17 protein-coding genes are annotated in these 16,275 nt (G+C 36.9%); 12 read left to right on the forward strand and 5 right to left on the reverse strand.

Annotated features, from left to right (window positions below; translation table 11 throughout):
- The 9 genes from tatC (at position 1) to ACTF48_RS06700 (ending at position 10,372) form a co-directional block, all read left to right on the forward strand.
- Positions 1 to 831, forward strand: a complete 831-nt coding sequence (tatC, locus tag ACTF48_RS06660) for a twin-arginine translocase subunit TatC (RefSeq protein WP_438962372.1) — start codon at positions 1 to 3, stop codon at positions 829 to 831.
- Positions 832 to 1,115: 284 nt separating this feature from the next.
- Positions 1,116 to 1,688, forward strand: coding sequence for a cob(I)yrinic acid a,c-diamide adenosyltransferase (locus tag ACTF48_RS06665; protein WP_438962373.1), 573 nt, complete (start codon positions 1,116 to 1,118; stop codon positions 1,686 to 1,688).
- 153 nt (positions 1,689 to 1,841) lie between these two features.
- Positions 1,842 to 2,063 carry a DUF2795 domain-containing protein gene (locus tag ACTF48_RS06670; RefSeq protein WP_036581376.1) on the forward strand — a complete coding sequence of 74 codons (222 nt, stop codon included), beginning with the start codon at positions 1,842 to 1,844 and terminating at the stop codon, positions 2,061 to 2,063.
- Positions 2,064 to 2,184: 121 nt separating this feature from the next.
- The gene (gene secA / locus ACTF48_RS06675; protein WP_438962374.1) at positions 2,185 to 5,583 is read left to right on the forward strand and encodes a preprotein translocase subunit SecA; all 3,399 of its coding nucleotides are present in this window, start codon (positions 2,185 to 2,187) and stop codon (positions 5,581 to 5,583) included.
- A gap of 182 nt (positions 5,584 to 5,765) precedes the next feature.
- Positions 5,766 to 6,185 carry a hypothetical protein gene (locus ACTF48_RS06680; protein ID WP_438962375.1) on the forward strand — a complete coding sequence of 140 codons (420 nt, stop codon included), beginning with the start codon at positions 5,766 to 5,768 and terminating at the stop codon, positions 6,183 to 6,185.
- The gene (gene meaB / locus ACTF48_RS06685) at positions 6,186 to 7,199 is read left to right on the forward strand and encodes a methylmalonyl Co-A mutase-associated GTPase MeaB (RefSeq protein WP_438962376.1); all 1,014 of its coding nucleotides are present in this window, start codon (positions 6,186 to 6,188) and stop codon (positions 7,197 to 7,199) included.
- A 53-nt stretch (positions 7,200 to 7,252) separates the two neighbouring features.
- Positions 7,253 to 7,351, forward strand: a complete 99-nt coding sequence (locus ACTF48_RS06690) for a ribbon-helix-helix domain-containing protein (RefSeq protein ID WP_438962387.1) — start codon at positions 7,253 to 7,255, stop codon at positions 7,349 to 7,351.
- A 186-nt stretch (positions 7,352 to 7,537) separates the two neighbouring features.
- Complete coding sequence (locus ACTF48_RS06695) at positions 7,538 to 9,394, forward strand: M1 family metallopeptidase (protein ID WP_438962377.1); 1,857 nt, start codon at positions 7,538 to 7,540, stop codon at positions 9,392 to 9,394.
- A gap of 354 nt (positions 9,395 to 9,748) precedes the next feature.
- Positions 9,749 to 10,372 (forward strand): MarC family protein, encoded by a 624-nt coding sequence (locus ACTF48_RS06700; protein ID WP_438962378.1) that lies wholly within the window; start codon positions 9,749 to 9,751, stop codon positions 10,370 to 10,372.
- A 119-nt stretch (positions 10,373 to 10,491) separates the two neighbouring features.
- Here ACTF48_RS06700 and ACTF48_RS06705 read toward each other — a convergent pair whose 3' ends face one another.
- The 3 genes from ACTF48_RS06705 to ACTF48_RS06715 form a co-directional block, all read right to left on the reverse strand.
- On the reverse strand, positions 10,492 to 10,938 hold the full coding sequence (locus ACTF48_RS06705) for an OsmC family protein (RefSeq protein ID WP_438962379.1): 447 nt from the start codon (positions 10,936 to 10,938) through the stop codon (positions 10,492 to 10,494).
- Between the two features lie 67 nt (positions 10,939 to 11,005).
- The gene (locus ACTF48_RS06710) at positions 11,006 to 11,584 is read right to left on the reverse strand and encodes a phosphatase PAP2 family protein (RefSeq protein WP_438962380.1); all 579 of its coding nucleotides are present in this window, start codon (positions 11,582 to 11,584) and stop codon (positions 11,006 to 11,008) included.
- A complete protein-coding gene (locus ACTF48_RS06715; RefSeq protein WP_438962381.1) occupies positions 11,584 to 11,814 on the reverse strand; it encodes a hypothetical protein in 231 nt (76 codons plus the stop codon). Before ACTF48_RS06715 ends, ACTF48_RS06710 begins: the two co-directional genes overlap by 1 nt.
- Positions 11,815 to 12,002: 188 nt before the next feature.
- Between ACTF48_RS06715 and lptB the strand changes: the two genes are divergently transcribed.
- Positions 12,003 to 12,749, forward strand: a complete 747-nt coding sequence (gene lptB / locus ACTF48_RS06720) for an LPS export ABC transporter ATP-binding protein (protein WP_438962382.1) — start codon at positions 12,003 to 12,005, stop codon at positions 12,747 to 12,749.
- Between the two features lie 11 nt (positions 12,750 to 12,760).
- Here the strand turns inward: lptB and ACTF48_RS06725 are convergent, their stop codons facing one another.
- Both ACTF48_RS06725 and ACTF48_RS06730 read right to left on the reverse strand, forming a co-directional pair.
- A complete protein-coding gene (locus ACTF48_RS06725) occupies positions 12,761 to 13,141 on the reverse strand; it encodes a hypothetical protein (RefSeq protein WP_438962383.1) in 381 nt (126 codons plus the stop codon).
- Between the two features lie 18 nt (positions 13,142 to 13,159).
- The gene (locus ACTF48_RS06730; protein ID WP_438962384.1) at positions 13,160 to 13,912 is read right to left on the reverse strand and encodes a CDP-alcohol phosphatidyltransferase family protein; all 753 of its coding nucleotides are present in this window, start codon (positions 13,910 to 13,912) and stop codon (positions 13,160 to 13,162) included.
- 118 nt (positions 13,913 to 14,030) lie between these two features.
- Between ACTF48_RS06730 and ACTF48_RS06735 the strand changes: the two genes are divergently transcribed.
- Both ACTF48_RS06735 and ACTF48_RS06740 read left to right on the forward strand, forming a co-directional pair.
- The gene (locus ACTF48_RS06735; RefSeq protein ID WP_438962385.1) at positions 14,031 to 15,113 is read left to right on the forward strand and encodes a PorV/PorQ family protein; all 1,083 of its coding nucleotides are present in this window, start codon (positions 14,031 to 14,033) and stop codon (positions 15,111 to 15,113) included.
- Positions 15,114 to 15,166: 53 nt separating this feature from the next.
- A partial coding sequence (locus ACTF48_RS06740; protein ID WP_438962386.1) for an apolipoprotein N-acyltransferase occupies positions 15,167 to 16,275 on the forward strand: 1,109 nt, incomplete at its 3' end.

A 16,275-nucleotide genomic window follows, 5' to 3' on the forward strand; every position in this document is an offset into this window, starting at 1 on the left:
ATGGCACGTAAAAAGGCAGACCCTAATAATATGTCATTTTTAGATCACCTAGAAGAACTACGGTGGTCGTTGATACGCGCTATTTTAGGTATATTACTAGGAGCGATTGTTGCTTTTATATTTACAGAGTTCATATTTGACACTATCATATTCGGGCCTAAAAGCAAAGATTTTATGACTTATGGTACTTTATGTGACATAGGTCGCTTTATAGGTGTAGAAAGTGAATTTTGCGATCCACAACTGGACTTTTTACCGCAATCTCGTAAAATGTCAGATTTATTCAGTGCTCATGTTTGGACCTCTATAACGGTTGGTTTCGTAGCTGCTTTTCCATGGGTATTATGGCAATTTTGGAGGTTTATTTCTCCAGGATTAAAACCTAGTGAACGTAAATACTCTAGTGGTTTTATAATCGTGAGTTCTCTATTATTCTTTATGGGTGTGGTTTTTGGTTATTTTTTAATCGCGCCGTTATCCGTTCATTTCCTAGCTACTTATGATCTGAGTGATGGTATTAAATTTGAACCAGATTTACAAAGCTACATCGCCTTAATAAGAGCAAGTGTACTGGCTAGTGGACTTATGTTTGAATTACCTGTAATCGTTTACTTCTTAACTAAAATAGGTTTATGCACTCCACAGGGAATGAGAAAATACCGCAAATATGCTCTTGTATTAATCCTTATTGTAGCTGCTCTTATTACCCCACCAGATATTCAAAGTCAGGTGATTGTTGCGATTCCTGTATTAATCCTTTATGAACTTAGTGTGTTTATCTCCATGTTTGTATTGAGAAAACAACGCAAACAAAAAGCAATCGCTAAATAAAGATCAATCTTTACGGCTCTTTATTCAAAAACTCTTCTTAAACCACTAGCTTTAATAAACGCTCTATTTTATATTTGAGCAAAAGAGTTTTTTATGCTTTGGGTATTACTAATAGGAAATGTAGGTATCTATTATTTCTTTTGGAGAAGTACGGCAAATCGTAGAAAACGTCAAACTCAACGAAAAAACTACCGCAAGAATTTAAAAAGCAAACTGCGTGAAGTAAAAAATAAGAAAGGCTAGCGCAACCTTATCTTAAATCACTAACACCACATACCTAATACATGAAAATATATACTAAAACAGGAGATGCAGGAACTACAGCACTTTTTGGTGGAACACGAGTTCCTAAACATAATTTAAGAATAGACAGTTATGGTACTGTAGATGAGCTCAATTCATGGATAGGACTAGTAAGAGACCAGCCTGTAGATGCACGCACTAAAAACGTTTTAATAGAAATACAAGATCATTTATTTATAGCGGGCGCTATACTAGCTACAGATCCTGAAAAAGCCATTCTTAAAAACGGTAAAGAACGTCTCAACATCTCTAAATTAGATGATGAAAAAATCACCATGCTAGAACAAGAAATGGATGCCATGGAAGAAAATTTACCACCCATGACTCATTTTATTTTACCAGGCGGACATCAATCTGTGTCATTCTGTCACATAACACGTACCGTTTGCCGTCGTGCAGAGCGCTTAACCGCTGAACTGCATGCACAATCCCCTATAGATGAACAGGTTTTAAAATACTTAAATAGACTATCTGACTATCTTTTTGTCTTGGCACGTAAATTGTCACAAGACTTACAAGCAGAAGAAATCAAATGGATCCCAAAAAAGCATTAAAAACGTGGGGTAACTGAGGAGTATATTCAGCAAAAAACATTTTGATTTTCAAAAGCTTACACGCTCTTGTAAATCTTGATATCATTAATTTAAAAATAACTTGCATAAATTCACGATAAGTTTATTTTTGCAAAAATTAAAACGGTAAAAATTATGTACTGGACTTTAGAACTAGCCTCTTATTTAAGTGACGCACCTTGGCCTGCTGAGAAAGACGAGCTTATTGACTACGCTATTCGCACAGGTGCACCTCTAGAAGTAGTAGAGAACCTTCAAGCTATAGAAGATGAAGGTGAAATGTACGACTCTATTGAAGAGATCTGGCCTGACTACCCTACAGACGATGACTACCTCTGGAATGAGGACGAATATTAATAGCGATAATCGCTACATAAAAAGTCTCGTAAAGAGACTTTTTTTTTGCCTTAATTTTTAGATATTGCAACTGGAACGTGTGTTTTCATAAACCACTATAAACCAATTAAATAACCATATAATGGGACTATTAGATTCCGTACTCAAAGTATTTGTAGGCGACAAGACTAAAAAAGACATCAAGGAAATACAACCTTTCGTTGATAAAATTCTTGCTGTTGAACCAGCCATGGAAAAGCTTTCTATAGACGAGCTGCGCTATAAAACCGTAGAGTTTAAAGAGAAAATCGCTTTCGCGAAAGCGGACACCGTAAAACAAATAACGGCTCTTAAAGAACAAGCAGAAAACGAAGAAGATATAGATAAACGCGAGGACATCTATAACGAAATCGATAAGCTAGAAGACACTGCTTATGAACAAGGTGAAGTCGCTTTAAACGAGTTACTACCAGAAGCATTTGCAGTAATGAAAGAAACTGCAAAACGTTTCTTCCATAACAGTACTCTAAAAGTAAAAGCCACAGAGCAAGACCGCGCACTATCTGCCACTAAAGAATACGTAAGCCTAGAAGGTGATGATGCCATATGGCAAAACTCATGGGATGCCGCTGGTAAACCCATTACCTGGGACATGATCCATTATGATGTACAACTTATAGGTGGTACAGCATTACATCAAGGAAAAATAGCCGAGATGCAAACGGGTGAAGGTAAAACACTCGTAGCTACTTTACCGGTTTATCTTAACGCACTATCTGGAAATGGTGTTCATGTAGTAACGGTAAATGACTACCTCGCAAAACGTGATGGCGCCTGGATAGGACCACTATTTGAATTCCATGGATTAACCATAGACTGTATAGACTACCACCAGCCTAATTCTGAGGCTCGTAGAAATGCCTATAATGCTGATATTACTTATGGTACCAATAACGAGTTTGGTTTTGATTACCTACGTGATAATATGGCGCACAGTCCTAAGGATCTCGTACAACGCAAGCATAACTATGCGATCATAGATGAAACTGATTCTGTTCTTATTGATGATGCTCGTACTCCATTAATCATCTCAGGACCAGTTCCAGAAGGTGACCGTCAGGAATTTGACGTTCTTAAAGCTCCTGTGGAAAATATAGTACAAAAACAGCGCACAGAATTAATCCAAACCCTAGCACAAGCTAAAAAACTGATTGCCGATGGTGACCAGAAAGAAGGTGGAAAACAGTTATTACGCGTTTTCCGTGGATTACCTAAAAATAAAGCACTGATCAAATTCTTAAATGAAGAAGGTATCAAGACCTTACTTCAAAAAACAGAGAATTTCTACATGCAAGATAACAACCGTGAAATGCCTAAAGTAGATGAGGCACTTTACTTTGTTATCGATGAAAAAAACAATCAGGTAGAGCTTACAGATAAAGGAATAGAATTCCTATCTGGTAAAGATGATCCTAACTTCTTTATCATGCCAGAAATGGGTATGGAAATAGGGAAGATTGAGAAATCTGGAATGAGCAAAGAAGAGCAAGCTGAGGCTAAGGAAGCTTTATTCCGCGAGTTTTCTGTAAAGTCTGAACGTATTCACACTTTGAACCAGCTATTAAAAGCCTACACGCTTTTTGAAAAAGATACAGAGTATGTAGTACAAGTGCATGAAAAACGCACACCGCAAGGACTTGTTAAAGAAGAGCAAGTAATGATTGTAGATGAACAAACTGGTCGTATTATGGACGGTCGTCGTTACAGCGATGGACTGCACCAAGCGATTGAGGCTAAGGAGAATGTAAAAATTCAAGATGCTACACAAACATTTGCAACGATTACACTACAAAATTATTTCCGTATGTATCGCAAGCTGTCTGGTATGACAGGTACTGCCGTTACTGAGGCTGGTGAATTCTGGGAAATCTACAAGTTAGATGTGATAGAAATCCCTACTAATAGACCTATCGCTCGTGATGATAAACAAGATCTTGTTTATAAAACTAAACGTGAGAAGTATAACGCCGTTATTGAAGAAGTAACTCGTTTAAAACAAGCTGGTCGTCCTGTACTGATAGGAACAACCTCTGTAGAGATTTCTGAGATACTAAGTAGAACTTTACAGAGAGCAGGAATAGATCATAACGTGCTGAATGCAAAACAGCACAAACGCGAGGCAGAAATCGTTGCCGAAGCTGGTAATCCAGGACAAATCACCATCGCTACAAACATGGCTGGTCGTGGAACTGATATTAAGTTATCTGATGAGGTTAAGGCCGCTGGTGGACTAGCCATTATAGGTACAGAACGTCATGATTCACGTCGTGTAGATAGACAGTTGCGTGGTCGTGCTGGTCGTCAAGGAGATCCTGGTAGCTCACAATTCTATGTAGCACTAGATGATAACTTGATGCGTTTATTCGGTTCTGAGCGCATGGCCAAAACCATGGATAAACTAGGAATGAAAGAAGGCGAAGTGATCCAGCACTCTATGATTTCTAAGTCTATAGAACGCGCACAAAAGAAAGTAGAAGAAAACGCCTTTGGAGTACGTAAAAGATTGTTAGAGTATGATGATGTGATGAACGCGCAGCGTGAGGTGATTTATAAACGACGTTATAATGCACTCTTCGGAGATCGTCTTGCCGTAGATATCGCAAATATGGTTTATGACATTGCTGAGGTGGTTACAGAAACTAACAAGCAAGCTCAAGATTATAAAAACTTTGAATTTGAAATCATGCGTTACTTCTCTATGGAAAGCCCAGTTAGTGAAGCAGATTTTGGCGCAAAAACAGAGCAACAAATCACTGGACTGATTTATAAAGAGGCCTACAAGCATTATAAAGAAAAGATGGAACGCACCGCTGTAGAAGTGTTCCCAGTGATTAAAAATGTTTATGAAAATGATGATCGCCAGTACAAGCGCATCGCGGTTCCATTTACTGATGGACTTAAAACACTTAATGTAGCTACAAATCTAGAAGAAGCATACACTTCTGAAGGTAAGTCACTGGTTCTAGATTTTGAAAAAAACATCACACTTGCCATTATAGATGATGCCTGGAAAACACACCTGCGCAAAATGGATGAATTAAAGCAAAGTGTACAATTAGCTGTTCACGAGCAAAAAGATCCATTATTGATCTATAAGTTTGAAGCTTTTGAGCTGTTCAAAAAAATGGTAGATCAAGTAAACAAAGAAGTGATCAGCTTTATGTTTAAAGGTGATCTGCCTACTAGAGATACCACAGCTATTCAAGAAGCAAAACAGCGCCAAGCAGAGAAAACCACAACTCAAAAAGAAGAAGTTCTTAATAGTGATGAGCGCGCTGCTCAAAATCGTGCCGTAGGTGCTGGAGCTAGTAACGCAGGACAGCGTCCACCGGTAACAGAAACCATCGTGAGAGATCAACCTAAAATAGGTCGTAATGATAAAGTCACTATCAAGAACGTGATGAATGGTGAGACTAAAGAAGTAAAGTATAAAGCTGCTATTCCTTTGATTAATAAAGGAGAATGGGTTTTAGAACGATAGTTATTTAATCACGCTTTTGCAAAAGCGTAATTCTTAAAATGCCTTGCTATTTAGTGAGGCATTTTTTTAATTAATTTATTGGTCCACACGCCATCAAGTCAACCTTACAGTTTTGAAAACCTGTGAGGTTTGGCTGTTGTAACAACTATTATTGTTATTTTTAAATTCTAAAATCAACCACTATGAACCCGATTTTAAGAAATGTCATCGCCGTGATAGTTGGAATACTAGTAGGTAGTTTTGTAAATATCTCTCTTGTAGAAGTCGGAAATGCCGTATTTCCCATTGAAGGTTATGATATGACCACGCCCGAAGGTCTAGCAGGAGCGATCTCACAATTTAAACCTATCAATTATCTGTTTCCGTTTTTAGGACATGCATTAGGAACTTTAGTAGGTGCGTTACTGGCGGCAATAATTGCGGCTTCTCATAAAATGAAGATTGCACTTGCCATTGGTTTTTTATTTCTATTAGGCGGTATTACCATGGTGGTTTCTTATCCAGGCGCTATGTGGTTTAATGTAACTGATCTTTTACTGGCTTACATTCCTATGGGCTGGCTTAGTGGTATAATCGCAACTCGTAAATCACAGCATTCATAAGTGGCCACTAACTCACATATCAACCCAAATGCCAGACGTCCTAAAAAAGCTGTTGATGTAAACGCACTTTTTAAAGATTTAAAAGCTGGAAACGTAAGTGCTTTGAGTCGTGCCATAACCCTTGTTGAAAGTACAGCTGGTGGTGATGCCGCTTTCGCGAAAGCGATATTACAACAATCCTTACCCTATTCAGGTAACTCGTTTAGACTAGGAATAACTGGTGTACCAGGCGTGGGAAAATCTACTTTTATCGAAGCGATAGGAAAAGAGTTGATCTCGCGAGGAAAAAAAGTTGCCGTACTCGCCATAGATCCATCCAGCAACATTTCAAGAGGAAGCATTCTAGGCGATAAAACCAGAATGGAAGAACTGGTCAAAAGCGATAGAGCTTTTATAAGACCTAGCCCAGCCGGAACAACGCTAGGCGGCGTAGCACGTAAAACACGTGAGGCGATCATACTGTGTGAAGCCGCAGGGTATGATTTTATCATCGTTGAAACCGTAGGTGTAGGACAAAGCGAGACTGCCGTACACTCCATGACAGATTTTTTCTTGCTCTTAAAACTCGCTGGTGCCGGCGACGACCTGCAAGGAATCAAACGCGGTATCATGGAAATGGCCGATAGTATTATCATCAATAAAGCCGATGGCGAGAATCAAACCGCCGCAAAACACGCACGCCGTGAGTTCAAAAACGCCGTTCACCTCATGCCACAAAAAGATCACGGCTGGCCTACACAAGTACTGACCTGCAGCGGATTAAACAACATAGGAATCACAGAAGTCCTAGAAGAAATTAACAATTATCAAGCTCACGCCACGGCTAACCACAGTTTTACAAACAAACGCAACGCTCAAGAACTCTACTGGTTCCATCAAACCATAGAAGACGCTATTAAAACCAACTTCTACAACCGCCCAGAAGTCATCGCAAAACTGGCTGTACTAGAACAAGAAGTGTTGAGCAAAAAGAAAAGTCCTTTTGACGCGGCGGGGGAATTGTTAGGGTTGTAAATAATTAAAATACAGCCGTTTCAATTAGTTATTGTTTTGAATAATTTATCAGTATCAAAGTTTCTGCTGGAAGATTTGGAAATATTAGTAAAGTCATCAGAACTGGTTTACGACTTTTAAAAAATAAGACGGAACAAGCATCAACCTATTAAGATTAAAATCGGAAAACATATTAAATTCTATCAAATTATCGCAGCAGAGCAAATTGAAGTAGTCAGAATACTTCATGTAGAACAGACGTAAAAGTTAGAATTTCAGAATAAGTTGAACGTTAAGTCACTCTATATTATAAAAGCTTATTTTTCTTTTCTTAGTTTTACATTAATAAAATGTAACACATGAAAAAGAACTTTTTTATTTCTCTTATCGCTATAATCATAATTATTAGTTGCCAAGAAAAAAAGAAAACCGAACCTGAAACAACTTCAAAAACCTACCTTGAAGAATCCCATTCCTACGCACAACCTAATGATGCAGTAATCACGCATCTTGATCTAGACATCAATGTAGATTTTGAAAGCCAAATCATAAATGGCACAGCAACTTTTGATATTGAAAATAATGGAAGTTCAACCATCATATTAGATAGTAAGTTTTTAGAGATTGAAAGTGTTACTCAAAATGGTAAACAAACTGAGTTTGAGTTAGGAGATTTTAATGAATCTTTAGGTCAGCCATTAAAAATTGCCATTAAAGAAGACACTAAGAAAATAGCTATCACCTACTCTACCACGGCAAAAACTGAGGCTCTACAATGGCTCACCGCTCAACAAACCGCTGACAAAACAAATCCGTTTTTATTTACTCAAGGACAAGCGATTTTAACACGTACCTGGATCCCTATTCAGGACAGTCCGCAGGTGCGTATTACTTATGATGCGACCGTAAAAGTTCCACAAGAACTCATGGCTGTTATGAGTGCTGAGAATCCGCAAGAGAAAAATGCCAATGGTATTTATAACTTTAAGATGCAACAACCTATTCCAGCTTATTTAATTGCACTGGCCGTAGGAGATATAGAATATAAAGCGATCAGCAATCGTACTGGCGTCTATGCAGAAAAGTCCATGCTCGATAAAGTTCACACTGAGTTCTCAGACATGGAAAAAATGGTCGTTGCTGCAGAGAATCTTTACGGCACGTATGACTGGGAACAATTTGATGTGATTGTATTGCCACCTAGTTTTCCTTTCGGCGGTATGGAGAATCCGCGGTTGACTTTTGCAACGCCTACGGTTATTGCAGGAGATAAAAGTTTAACATCACTAGTGGCGCACGAGTTGGCGCACTCTTGGTCTGGAAATTTAGTGACTAATGCGACTTGGAACGATTTCTGGCTTAATGAAGGTTTTACCGTTTATTTTGAAATACGCATTATGGAAGCTTTGTATGGAAAAGACCGTGCAAATATACTAGCGTTAATAGGTCGTCAAGATCTGGAAGATGAACTAGAGGCGTTAAAAGAAAGTCCTAACGATACTAAGTTAAAACTAGATTTAAAAGGCCGCAATCCAGATGATGGAATGAACAGCATCGCTTATGATAAAGGCTACCTGTTCTTACGCACGCTAGAAGAAAAAGTAGGTCGTGAGCAAATGGATGCCTTCCTTAAATCATACTTTAAAAAGAACGCTTTCTCAACTACAAATACCGAAGATTTTATCGCTTACCTCAACGAGCATTTACTGGATAAAAACAACATGTCTTTTAATACTGAGGAATGGATTTACCAGCCTGGTGTTCCAGAAAACGCTGCCATTATTGAATCTGATGCTTTTTCTAATGTTGAGAAAACCCTAGAAGAATTCTTAAAATCTAATAACATAGACGCTTCTATAACCAAAAACTGGACGCCACAAGAATGGGTACATTTCGTTCGTAATTTCCCTGAGGACATTTCAGTATCCCAAATGCAACAACTAGATGATACTTTTAATTTAACTAATTCCACTAACTCTTACATTACCATGGTCTGGTACGAGCAATCTATTTTGAACGGTTATCACGGTAATAAGGTAGATTATAAAATCGCTGAATTTCTAAATACGGTAGGTAGAAGGTGGTACGTAACTACCTTATATAACGCTTTTGCGAAAGCGAATAGAACGAACGAAGCGCTAGAAATATACAAAACCGCACGTGCAAATTATCACAGTGTTACCGCAAACACGGTAGATGAGCTATTAGGCTTGTAGGATAGCAATGCTGTTCAAGCAGTTTGACCCCATCAATGTTTCAATATTTCTCATTAAAATTAGTGTTGTTACCGTAGAAAACATAAATCTGTTATAATTAAAATACCACAAGGTTTCTTTTGATTACTTTTGCACGCCTAAAATTTGAGATCGCTAATACCAATTTGTGTTTATAATATCTTTAAAATAAATTGAATTATTTTTTGCTTAGTTGAAGCTGAAAATTCTTTGCATAGCCGTCGCTACGGAAATAATTTTAAGTGAAAAGTAAGTAAAAAAGAAACTATTTATTAAGACTGTATAAATTTAATTTGGTATAATACCCAAAAGATCAATTGATAAAGAACCTGTATTATGAATGAAGTGTTCACATTTGCATTATCAGTATTCACTGGCTTTTTTGCCATTATGAATCCTATTTCTAACATGCCTATTTTTCTATCACTTACAGATGGTGCAGATAAAGAAACGAAACAGAGAATTAATTTAAAAGCTGTTTTAATTGCGTTTATTATCGTGACGGTATTTGTATTATTAGGTAATTATATTTTTGACCTATTTGGTATTACTATTCCTGCCTTTAAAATTACTGGTGGAATCTTAATTTTCTTTGTAGGTTTTCAAATGCTGCAGTCTAAAAAATCTAATATCAAGCGTCTCAAAACCGTAAATTACGATGAAAACATCGCTATTTCACCTCTGGCTATTCCTATACTTGCAGGACCTGGAACCATTGTAACGGCGACTAACTTTGTAGCAAACACTACTTCTTACGTAAATATTGCGGTTATTATCGTGGTATTTGCGCTCATGTGCTTACTCAATTATATTGCCTTTTCATTAAGCGATGTGATTGCAAAAAAAATAGGTGATAATGTCATCTCTGTAATAGGTAAACTCATGGGGTTAATTATCGCCATTATAGGAACAAGCATGGTCATTTCAGGATTAAAGTTATCCTTTAATATTTTAAATTAAACCTGTCTGACTAAGACGAAAGACCTTAATTAAGAGTTTTGAATTTCAATACTTTATAAGTTATAAAACCTTAATCGGGCATTAATGATTTTAAAAATAAGTTCTTTATAAACAGAACTTTAAGAACTTATACTTGCCTTTATTTCTATAGGAAAGCTAACAGAGTTTGCAATAAAACATAACTCATGTGCTTTTTTATGTAAGCTTAGCGCGAGTTCATTTTTAGAAGTATCCTTTAAAAATACTATAGGATTTAAAGTCACTTTTTGAAAAGCACCACTTGAGTCAGATTTTAATTCTAGGATTCCCGTAGTGTTATCTATATAGCGCTCTATTTCAACACCATTTTGCTGGCACACATAGAAATAAGACATCATGTGACAAGATGATAAGGCACTTAAAAGTAGATCTTCTGGATTGTAATTATGAGGTTCTCCTTTAAATTCTCTCGCAGCAGATACTAATAGGTCATTTTTCCCATTTATTGTAGAAATATGTGTTTTAGCATTTTCAAATTGCCCTTGCTGCCATTTTGTACTGACCTTAAAAATAAATTCTTTTTTCATAGATGGATTTTTAGAGTACTGAACATGCAGTGTGATGATATCAACTGCGCTTTAAGAAAAGTATACACTATGAAGTTACGCTTTCGCGAAAGCGTGTTGCTAAGTATGTATATAACTTATAACATGACCAGCCTATGATACTACCCATAAAAATCCCCATGAGCACGTCTCCAGGATAATGAACACCTAGGTAAACACGACTGTAAGCAACAGCAATAGCCCATAAAAATATGAATAGACCTAGAGTTTTATGTGATTTTTTAAAATGCTGCCATAAATAAACGGCAAGCGCCATGGAGCTACTAGCATGACCGCTATAAAAGCCATAAGTACCACCACTTTTACCGACTTTAGAAATGAGTCCTTCTAGCGCTGGTTCTCTAAAGGGTCTGAATCGCTGTACTAGCGTATTCTTAAAAAGCATAGCAAGCTGATCACTTACTAGGACTAAAAAAGCAATGGTAATTAACGCGATGATTAATTCCCTTCTAGATAATTTTTTAAATAATATATAAAGTAAAAATAAGTAAAGCGGTATGGCGTAGTACTTATAAGTGATTACATTAAAAATTAAATCAACGGTATCGTTTCCCCAGTCGTTGAGGAGAATCATTAAATCCCAGTCTAGTTGTTTAATTTTATCCATTACTCCTGGTCATAAAGCGCACACTGCTCATCATAGAAACGGCTAGCCTCTTCTATTAGATTTTTAGTTTCGTCCTCTAGTTCTTCTTTATCTTTTTTATCGATATCTTCCAGAAATTCTAGGGTATCATCTTTAAGATTAATGACAAACCGAGGATAATCTAAGTGTACTACAAAAATATCATCAGGATAATGAGCGTTATCGCCCATAAGGAATCTAGGGAAAGCCATATTTTTAGTTATCGGTTTTCTATTATTAGTTATCTGTTTCAAGTTAAAACCTGAAACAATTAATTGCAAATCTCGTGAATAATTAAATAACCTTACTCATATTCAAACACTAATCGAGTGGATAAAGAGTTTATATTTCTAAAGATGGTTATTCTAAATTTAAAAAAATTAAAAAGTATCTTTGTTATATGCAACAACTCAGAGCAGATAATTTACAGAAATCTTATAAAGGCAGACCGGTAGTTAAAGGCGTTTCTTTTGAGGTTAATCAAGGAGAAATAGTAGGACTTCTAGGACCTAATGGTGCTGGAAAAACCACATCTTTCTACATGACTGTAGGACTGGTAAAACCTACTGGAGGAGATGTGTGGCTGGATGATAAAAAGATCACTCAGTACCCTATGTATAAACGTGCCCAAAACGGTATAGGTTATCTAGCACAAGAGGCGTCTATCTTTAGAAAGTTAACGGTAGAGCAAAATATTCTAGGAGTACTGCAACTTACGGATCTTTCTAAAAAGGAACAAAAAGAACGCTGCGAGCAATTACTTGAAGAGTTTAGTTTAGAAGATCGCCGTAACCGTAATGGTGATTTATTAAGTGGTGGAGAACGCCGCCGTACTGAAATAGCTCGTGCACTTGCCACTAATCCTACTTTTATTTTACTCGATGAACCTTTTGCTGGTGTAGATCCTGTAGCTGTAGAAGATATACAGCGCATCGTAGCACAACTTACTAAAAAGAACATAGGCATTCTTATTACTGATCATAATGTTCAAGAAACGCTTGCCATTACTGACCGCACTTATTTAATGTTTGAAGGTAATATTCTCAAACATGGTGTTCCAGAAGAACTTGCTGAAGATGAAGTAGTACGTAGAGTTTACCTAGGTCAGAATTTTGAGTTGAGAAAGAAAAAGCTGTTTGTAGAATAGGAAATATTTCTTCACTTCCTAGTTACAGCACTATTAGAATTTAATTCTTTCCTAGCTGTGTTCTTCATATATTTATAAAACATAATTCCAGTAGCAACACTATTTAATGTGAATATACTCAACCCTACAAAGAGTAATTGTTGTGCATCACCCGTAAAAGATTCAAATTCTTGAAATTCAGAAAGTAAGGCTCCTAGAAATAAAAGATTGATAAGACCTGTAACTATTGCTAGTAACAATCCTGAAACCCTATTTTTAAAAATAATTTGAGCCACAAAAACTAATGCGACCATTAAAAACAAAAGATTAAAATCAAATGGTGGTGTGTAACCCGCAAGAATAGCCAGTAAAATAAAATAGTATTCTGGTAATTTTAATAAAGTTGTTTTCACAAATAAGATCATTAACTACTACATAACTCCTGATTTGCTCACCGTATTGTTCACCACACTCATCACCACATATAAAGCAATAATACACGGCACCGCATAAATGTTTAAAGTAAGGATAAGCGCTATACATATCACGATAAAAATCCAGCGTATCTCGTTTCCTTTCCAACCAAAGTTTTTAAACTTCAAAGCAAATAAGGGCAACTCAGCATTTAATAAGTAGCAACTTAACAGTGTGATAGCTATTAACACATAAGGATTAGTTAAAATACTATATATCAAATCTACTGACGTGATCTGAGTCATAATCCCTAGCGAAATAATCAATATCGCATTGGCTGGAGTAGGAACTCCTATAAAAGAATCTGTTTGTCTGGTATCTATATTGAATTTTGCTAGGCGATAGCCACTTGCTGCGGTGATTAAAAAACCTAAAAAAGTGACCTCAGCAAATAAACTCGTAGCTGTGCTCCAGGCTAGACCGTCTTCTACAGTAAATAGGGTTGTAGAATGACCTGTAGCATCGGCAAGCATTTGACACATGACTATTCCAGGGACTAATCCACTAGTTACCATATCTGCCAGTGAGTCGAGTTGTTTCCCTAATTCACCAGTAACCTTTAGGAAACGTGCAGCAAATCCATCAAAGAAATCAAACACGATTCCCATGGCTACAAATATTCCAGCAAGAATAAGTTGATCTTTAAAAGCATAAACCGCAGCAATACAACCGCATAGCAGGTTTAAAAGCGTTATTATATTAGGAATCATTTTCTTCATATTACAAATATGCAGATTTCTACTATACTTGTTTCTACATCTCACGCAATATCCTGCACATTTACTAGTTATTTAGTAAGAAACTTAGATATTTGCAGCGTTATCGGTTATGACCAGAAAAGTACATTTTATTATGGTGTTGTGTTGTGTTCTCGCTTTTGCGAAAGCGTATTCACAAACCTCTAGAGCTTACTCAAACGAGTTCCTTAATATAGGAGTGGACGCCGCTGCACTAGGTATGAGCAACGCCGTAGTGGCAAGTACTAGTGATGTTAACGCTGGCTACTGGAATCCTGCTGGGTTAATGAAGGTTGAGCAAAAGGAGATCAGTGTAATGCATGCTAACTATTTTGCAAACATAGCGCAGTACAATTATGGTGCGTTTGCGATGCCTATTGATGATTTTAGTGCTATCGGGTTTTCTGTTATTAGATTTTCAGTAGATGACATTCTTAACACAACCCAATTAATAGATCAGCAAGGAAATATTAATTACGACCGTATTTCTACTTTTTCTACGGCAGACTGGGCGTTTACACTTTCTTATGCACGCGAGTCTCAACTGGATGGTTTTACCTATGGTGGAAATGTTAAGGTGATACGTCGTGTGATCGGTGAATTTGCAAATGCTTGGGGTTTTGGGTTTGATATAGGAATGCAGTTCAAACGTGGTGATTGGGAACTAGGTTTTATGGCTCGTGATATTACTACTACTTATAACACCTGGAGTATAGACGAGGATCAGTATGCAACAGTTCAAGGCTCTGTAGCAAATCAAAATCAAGAATTACCAGAAACTACTGAAATTACGTTACCTAAAGTACAACTAGGCGTAGCACGTACCTTTACCTTTCACTATGACCATGTACTTACTGCAGAGGTAGATCTCAACATGCGTTTTATTCAAACTAATGATATTATTTCAACAAGTGCTGTAAGTGCTACTCCAGCACTAGGATTACAGTACGGTTTTACAGACCTGGTTTTTGTCAGAGCAGGAATGGGAAATTTTCAAAACGTGCAACAACTGGATGGTACTGATCATGTAAATTTCCAACCTAATATAGGAATAGGTTTTAAGTATAAAGGTATCGCAGTAGATTATGCACTTACTGATATAGGTGATGCAAGTGAGGCGCTGTATTCTAATATCTTCTCTGTAAAAGTAGATCTTTCTACTTTTTCTAGGTAATCCTATTTTTCATGATCTACATAAGTTTAATAACTTAGCGTCTTATAATTCTTATGAAATATTCCCATTTACTTCTCGCAGTTTTAACAGGTCTTTTGCTTTGGTTAGGATGGCCTACTTATGGTGTTCCTTTGCTTCTTTTTGGCGCATTTGTTCCTTTGTTGATCGTAGAGAAACAATTAAGAACCACAGCGATAAAACACAAAGGATGGAAAGTACTAGGTCTAGCTTATCTTAGTTTTGTTATTTGGAATTTTGCCACTACAGGCTGGCTGTATTATTCTACTGCTTTTGGGATGTTCTTTGCTGTTTTAGTGAACAGTTTATTAATGGCACTGGTATTTTATAGTTACCATCGTTTTGCTCGTAGAGTCTCTCAAGGAGCGGCATTCACTTTTTTAGTATGTCTGTGGATCAGTTTTGAATACCTGCACTTGCACTGGGATTTCTCCTGGCCATGGCTCAATTTAGGAAATGGATTTAGTGAATATACAGGATGGATTCAGTGGTATGAATACACAGGAACTTTTGGCGGGACGTTGTGGATTTGGCTATTAAATATCGTACTGTTTTATGCGGTATCTCGCTTGCGCGAAAACGGTTTTACCATCAAGAAAGCTCTTAAAAAAGCCGTAGTTCCAGTTGTCCTAATACTCGTTCCTATAGGAATATCACAAATAATTCTTTTTCAATATTTTGAATTAAACAAATATAAAGGTGGCACCGAAGTCGTTATTGTACAACCTAACATAGATCCCTATAACGAGAAATATACCACCGCAACAAATGAAAAAGTGGTCCAGCTACTTACAGACTTAGCCCTACCAGAAGTCACAGAACATACTGATTTTATCATTACACCAGAAACGGTTATTGCAGACAACATAAGACTAAATCAAGTAACCTATCATCCTGCTCTTCAATTGCTCAGAGGAAATTTTACCGATTATCCAGATTTAAGCTATCTAGGTGGTATTTCATTACTAGATGTATTTACAAATCCCGATAAAGCAACAGCTCAGTCTAACCTGGCCAGCGACGGATTCACTTATTATAATGATTATAATAGCGCTATGTTCTTTAATAATAGTGGTTCTATAGAATTATATCATAAATCTAAACTGGTCGTAGGTGTTGAAAATTTCCCATATAAAGGTATTCT

It is taken from the genome of Nonlabens sp., assembly GCF_965660805.1.
Lineage (GTDB): Bacteria > Bacteroidota > Bacteroidia > Flavobacteriales > Flavobacteriaceae > Nonlabens.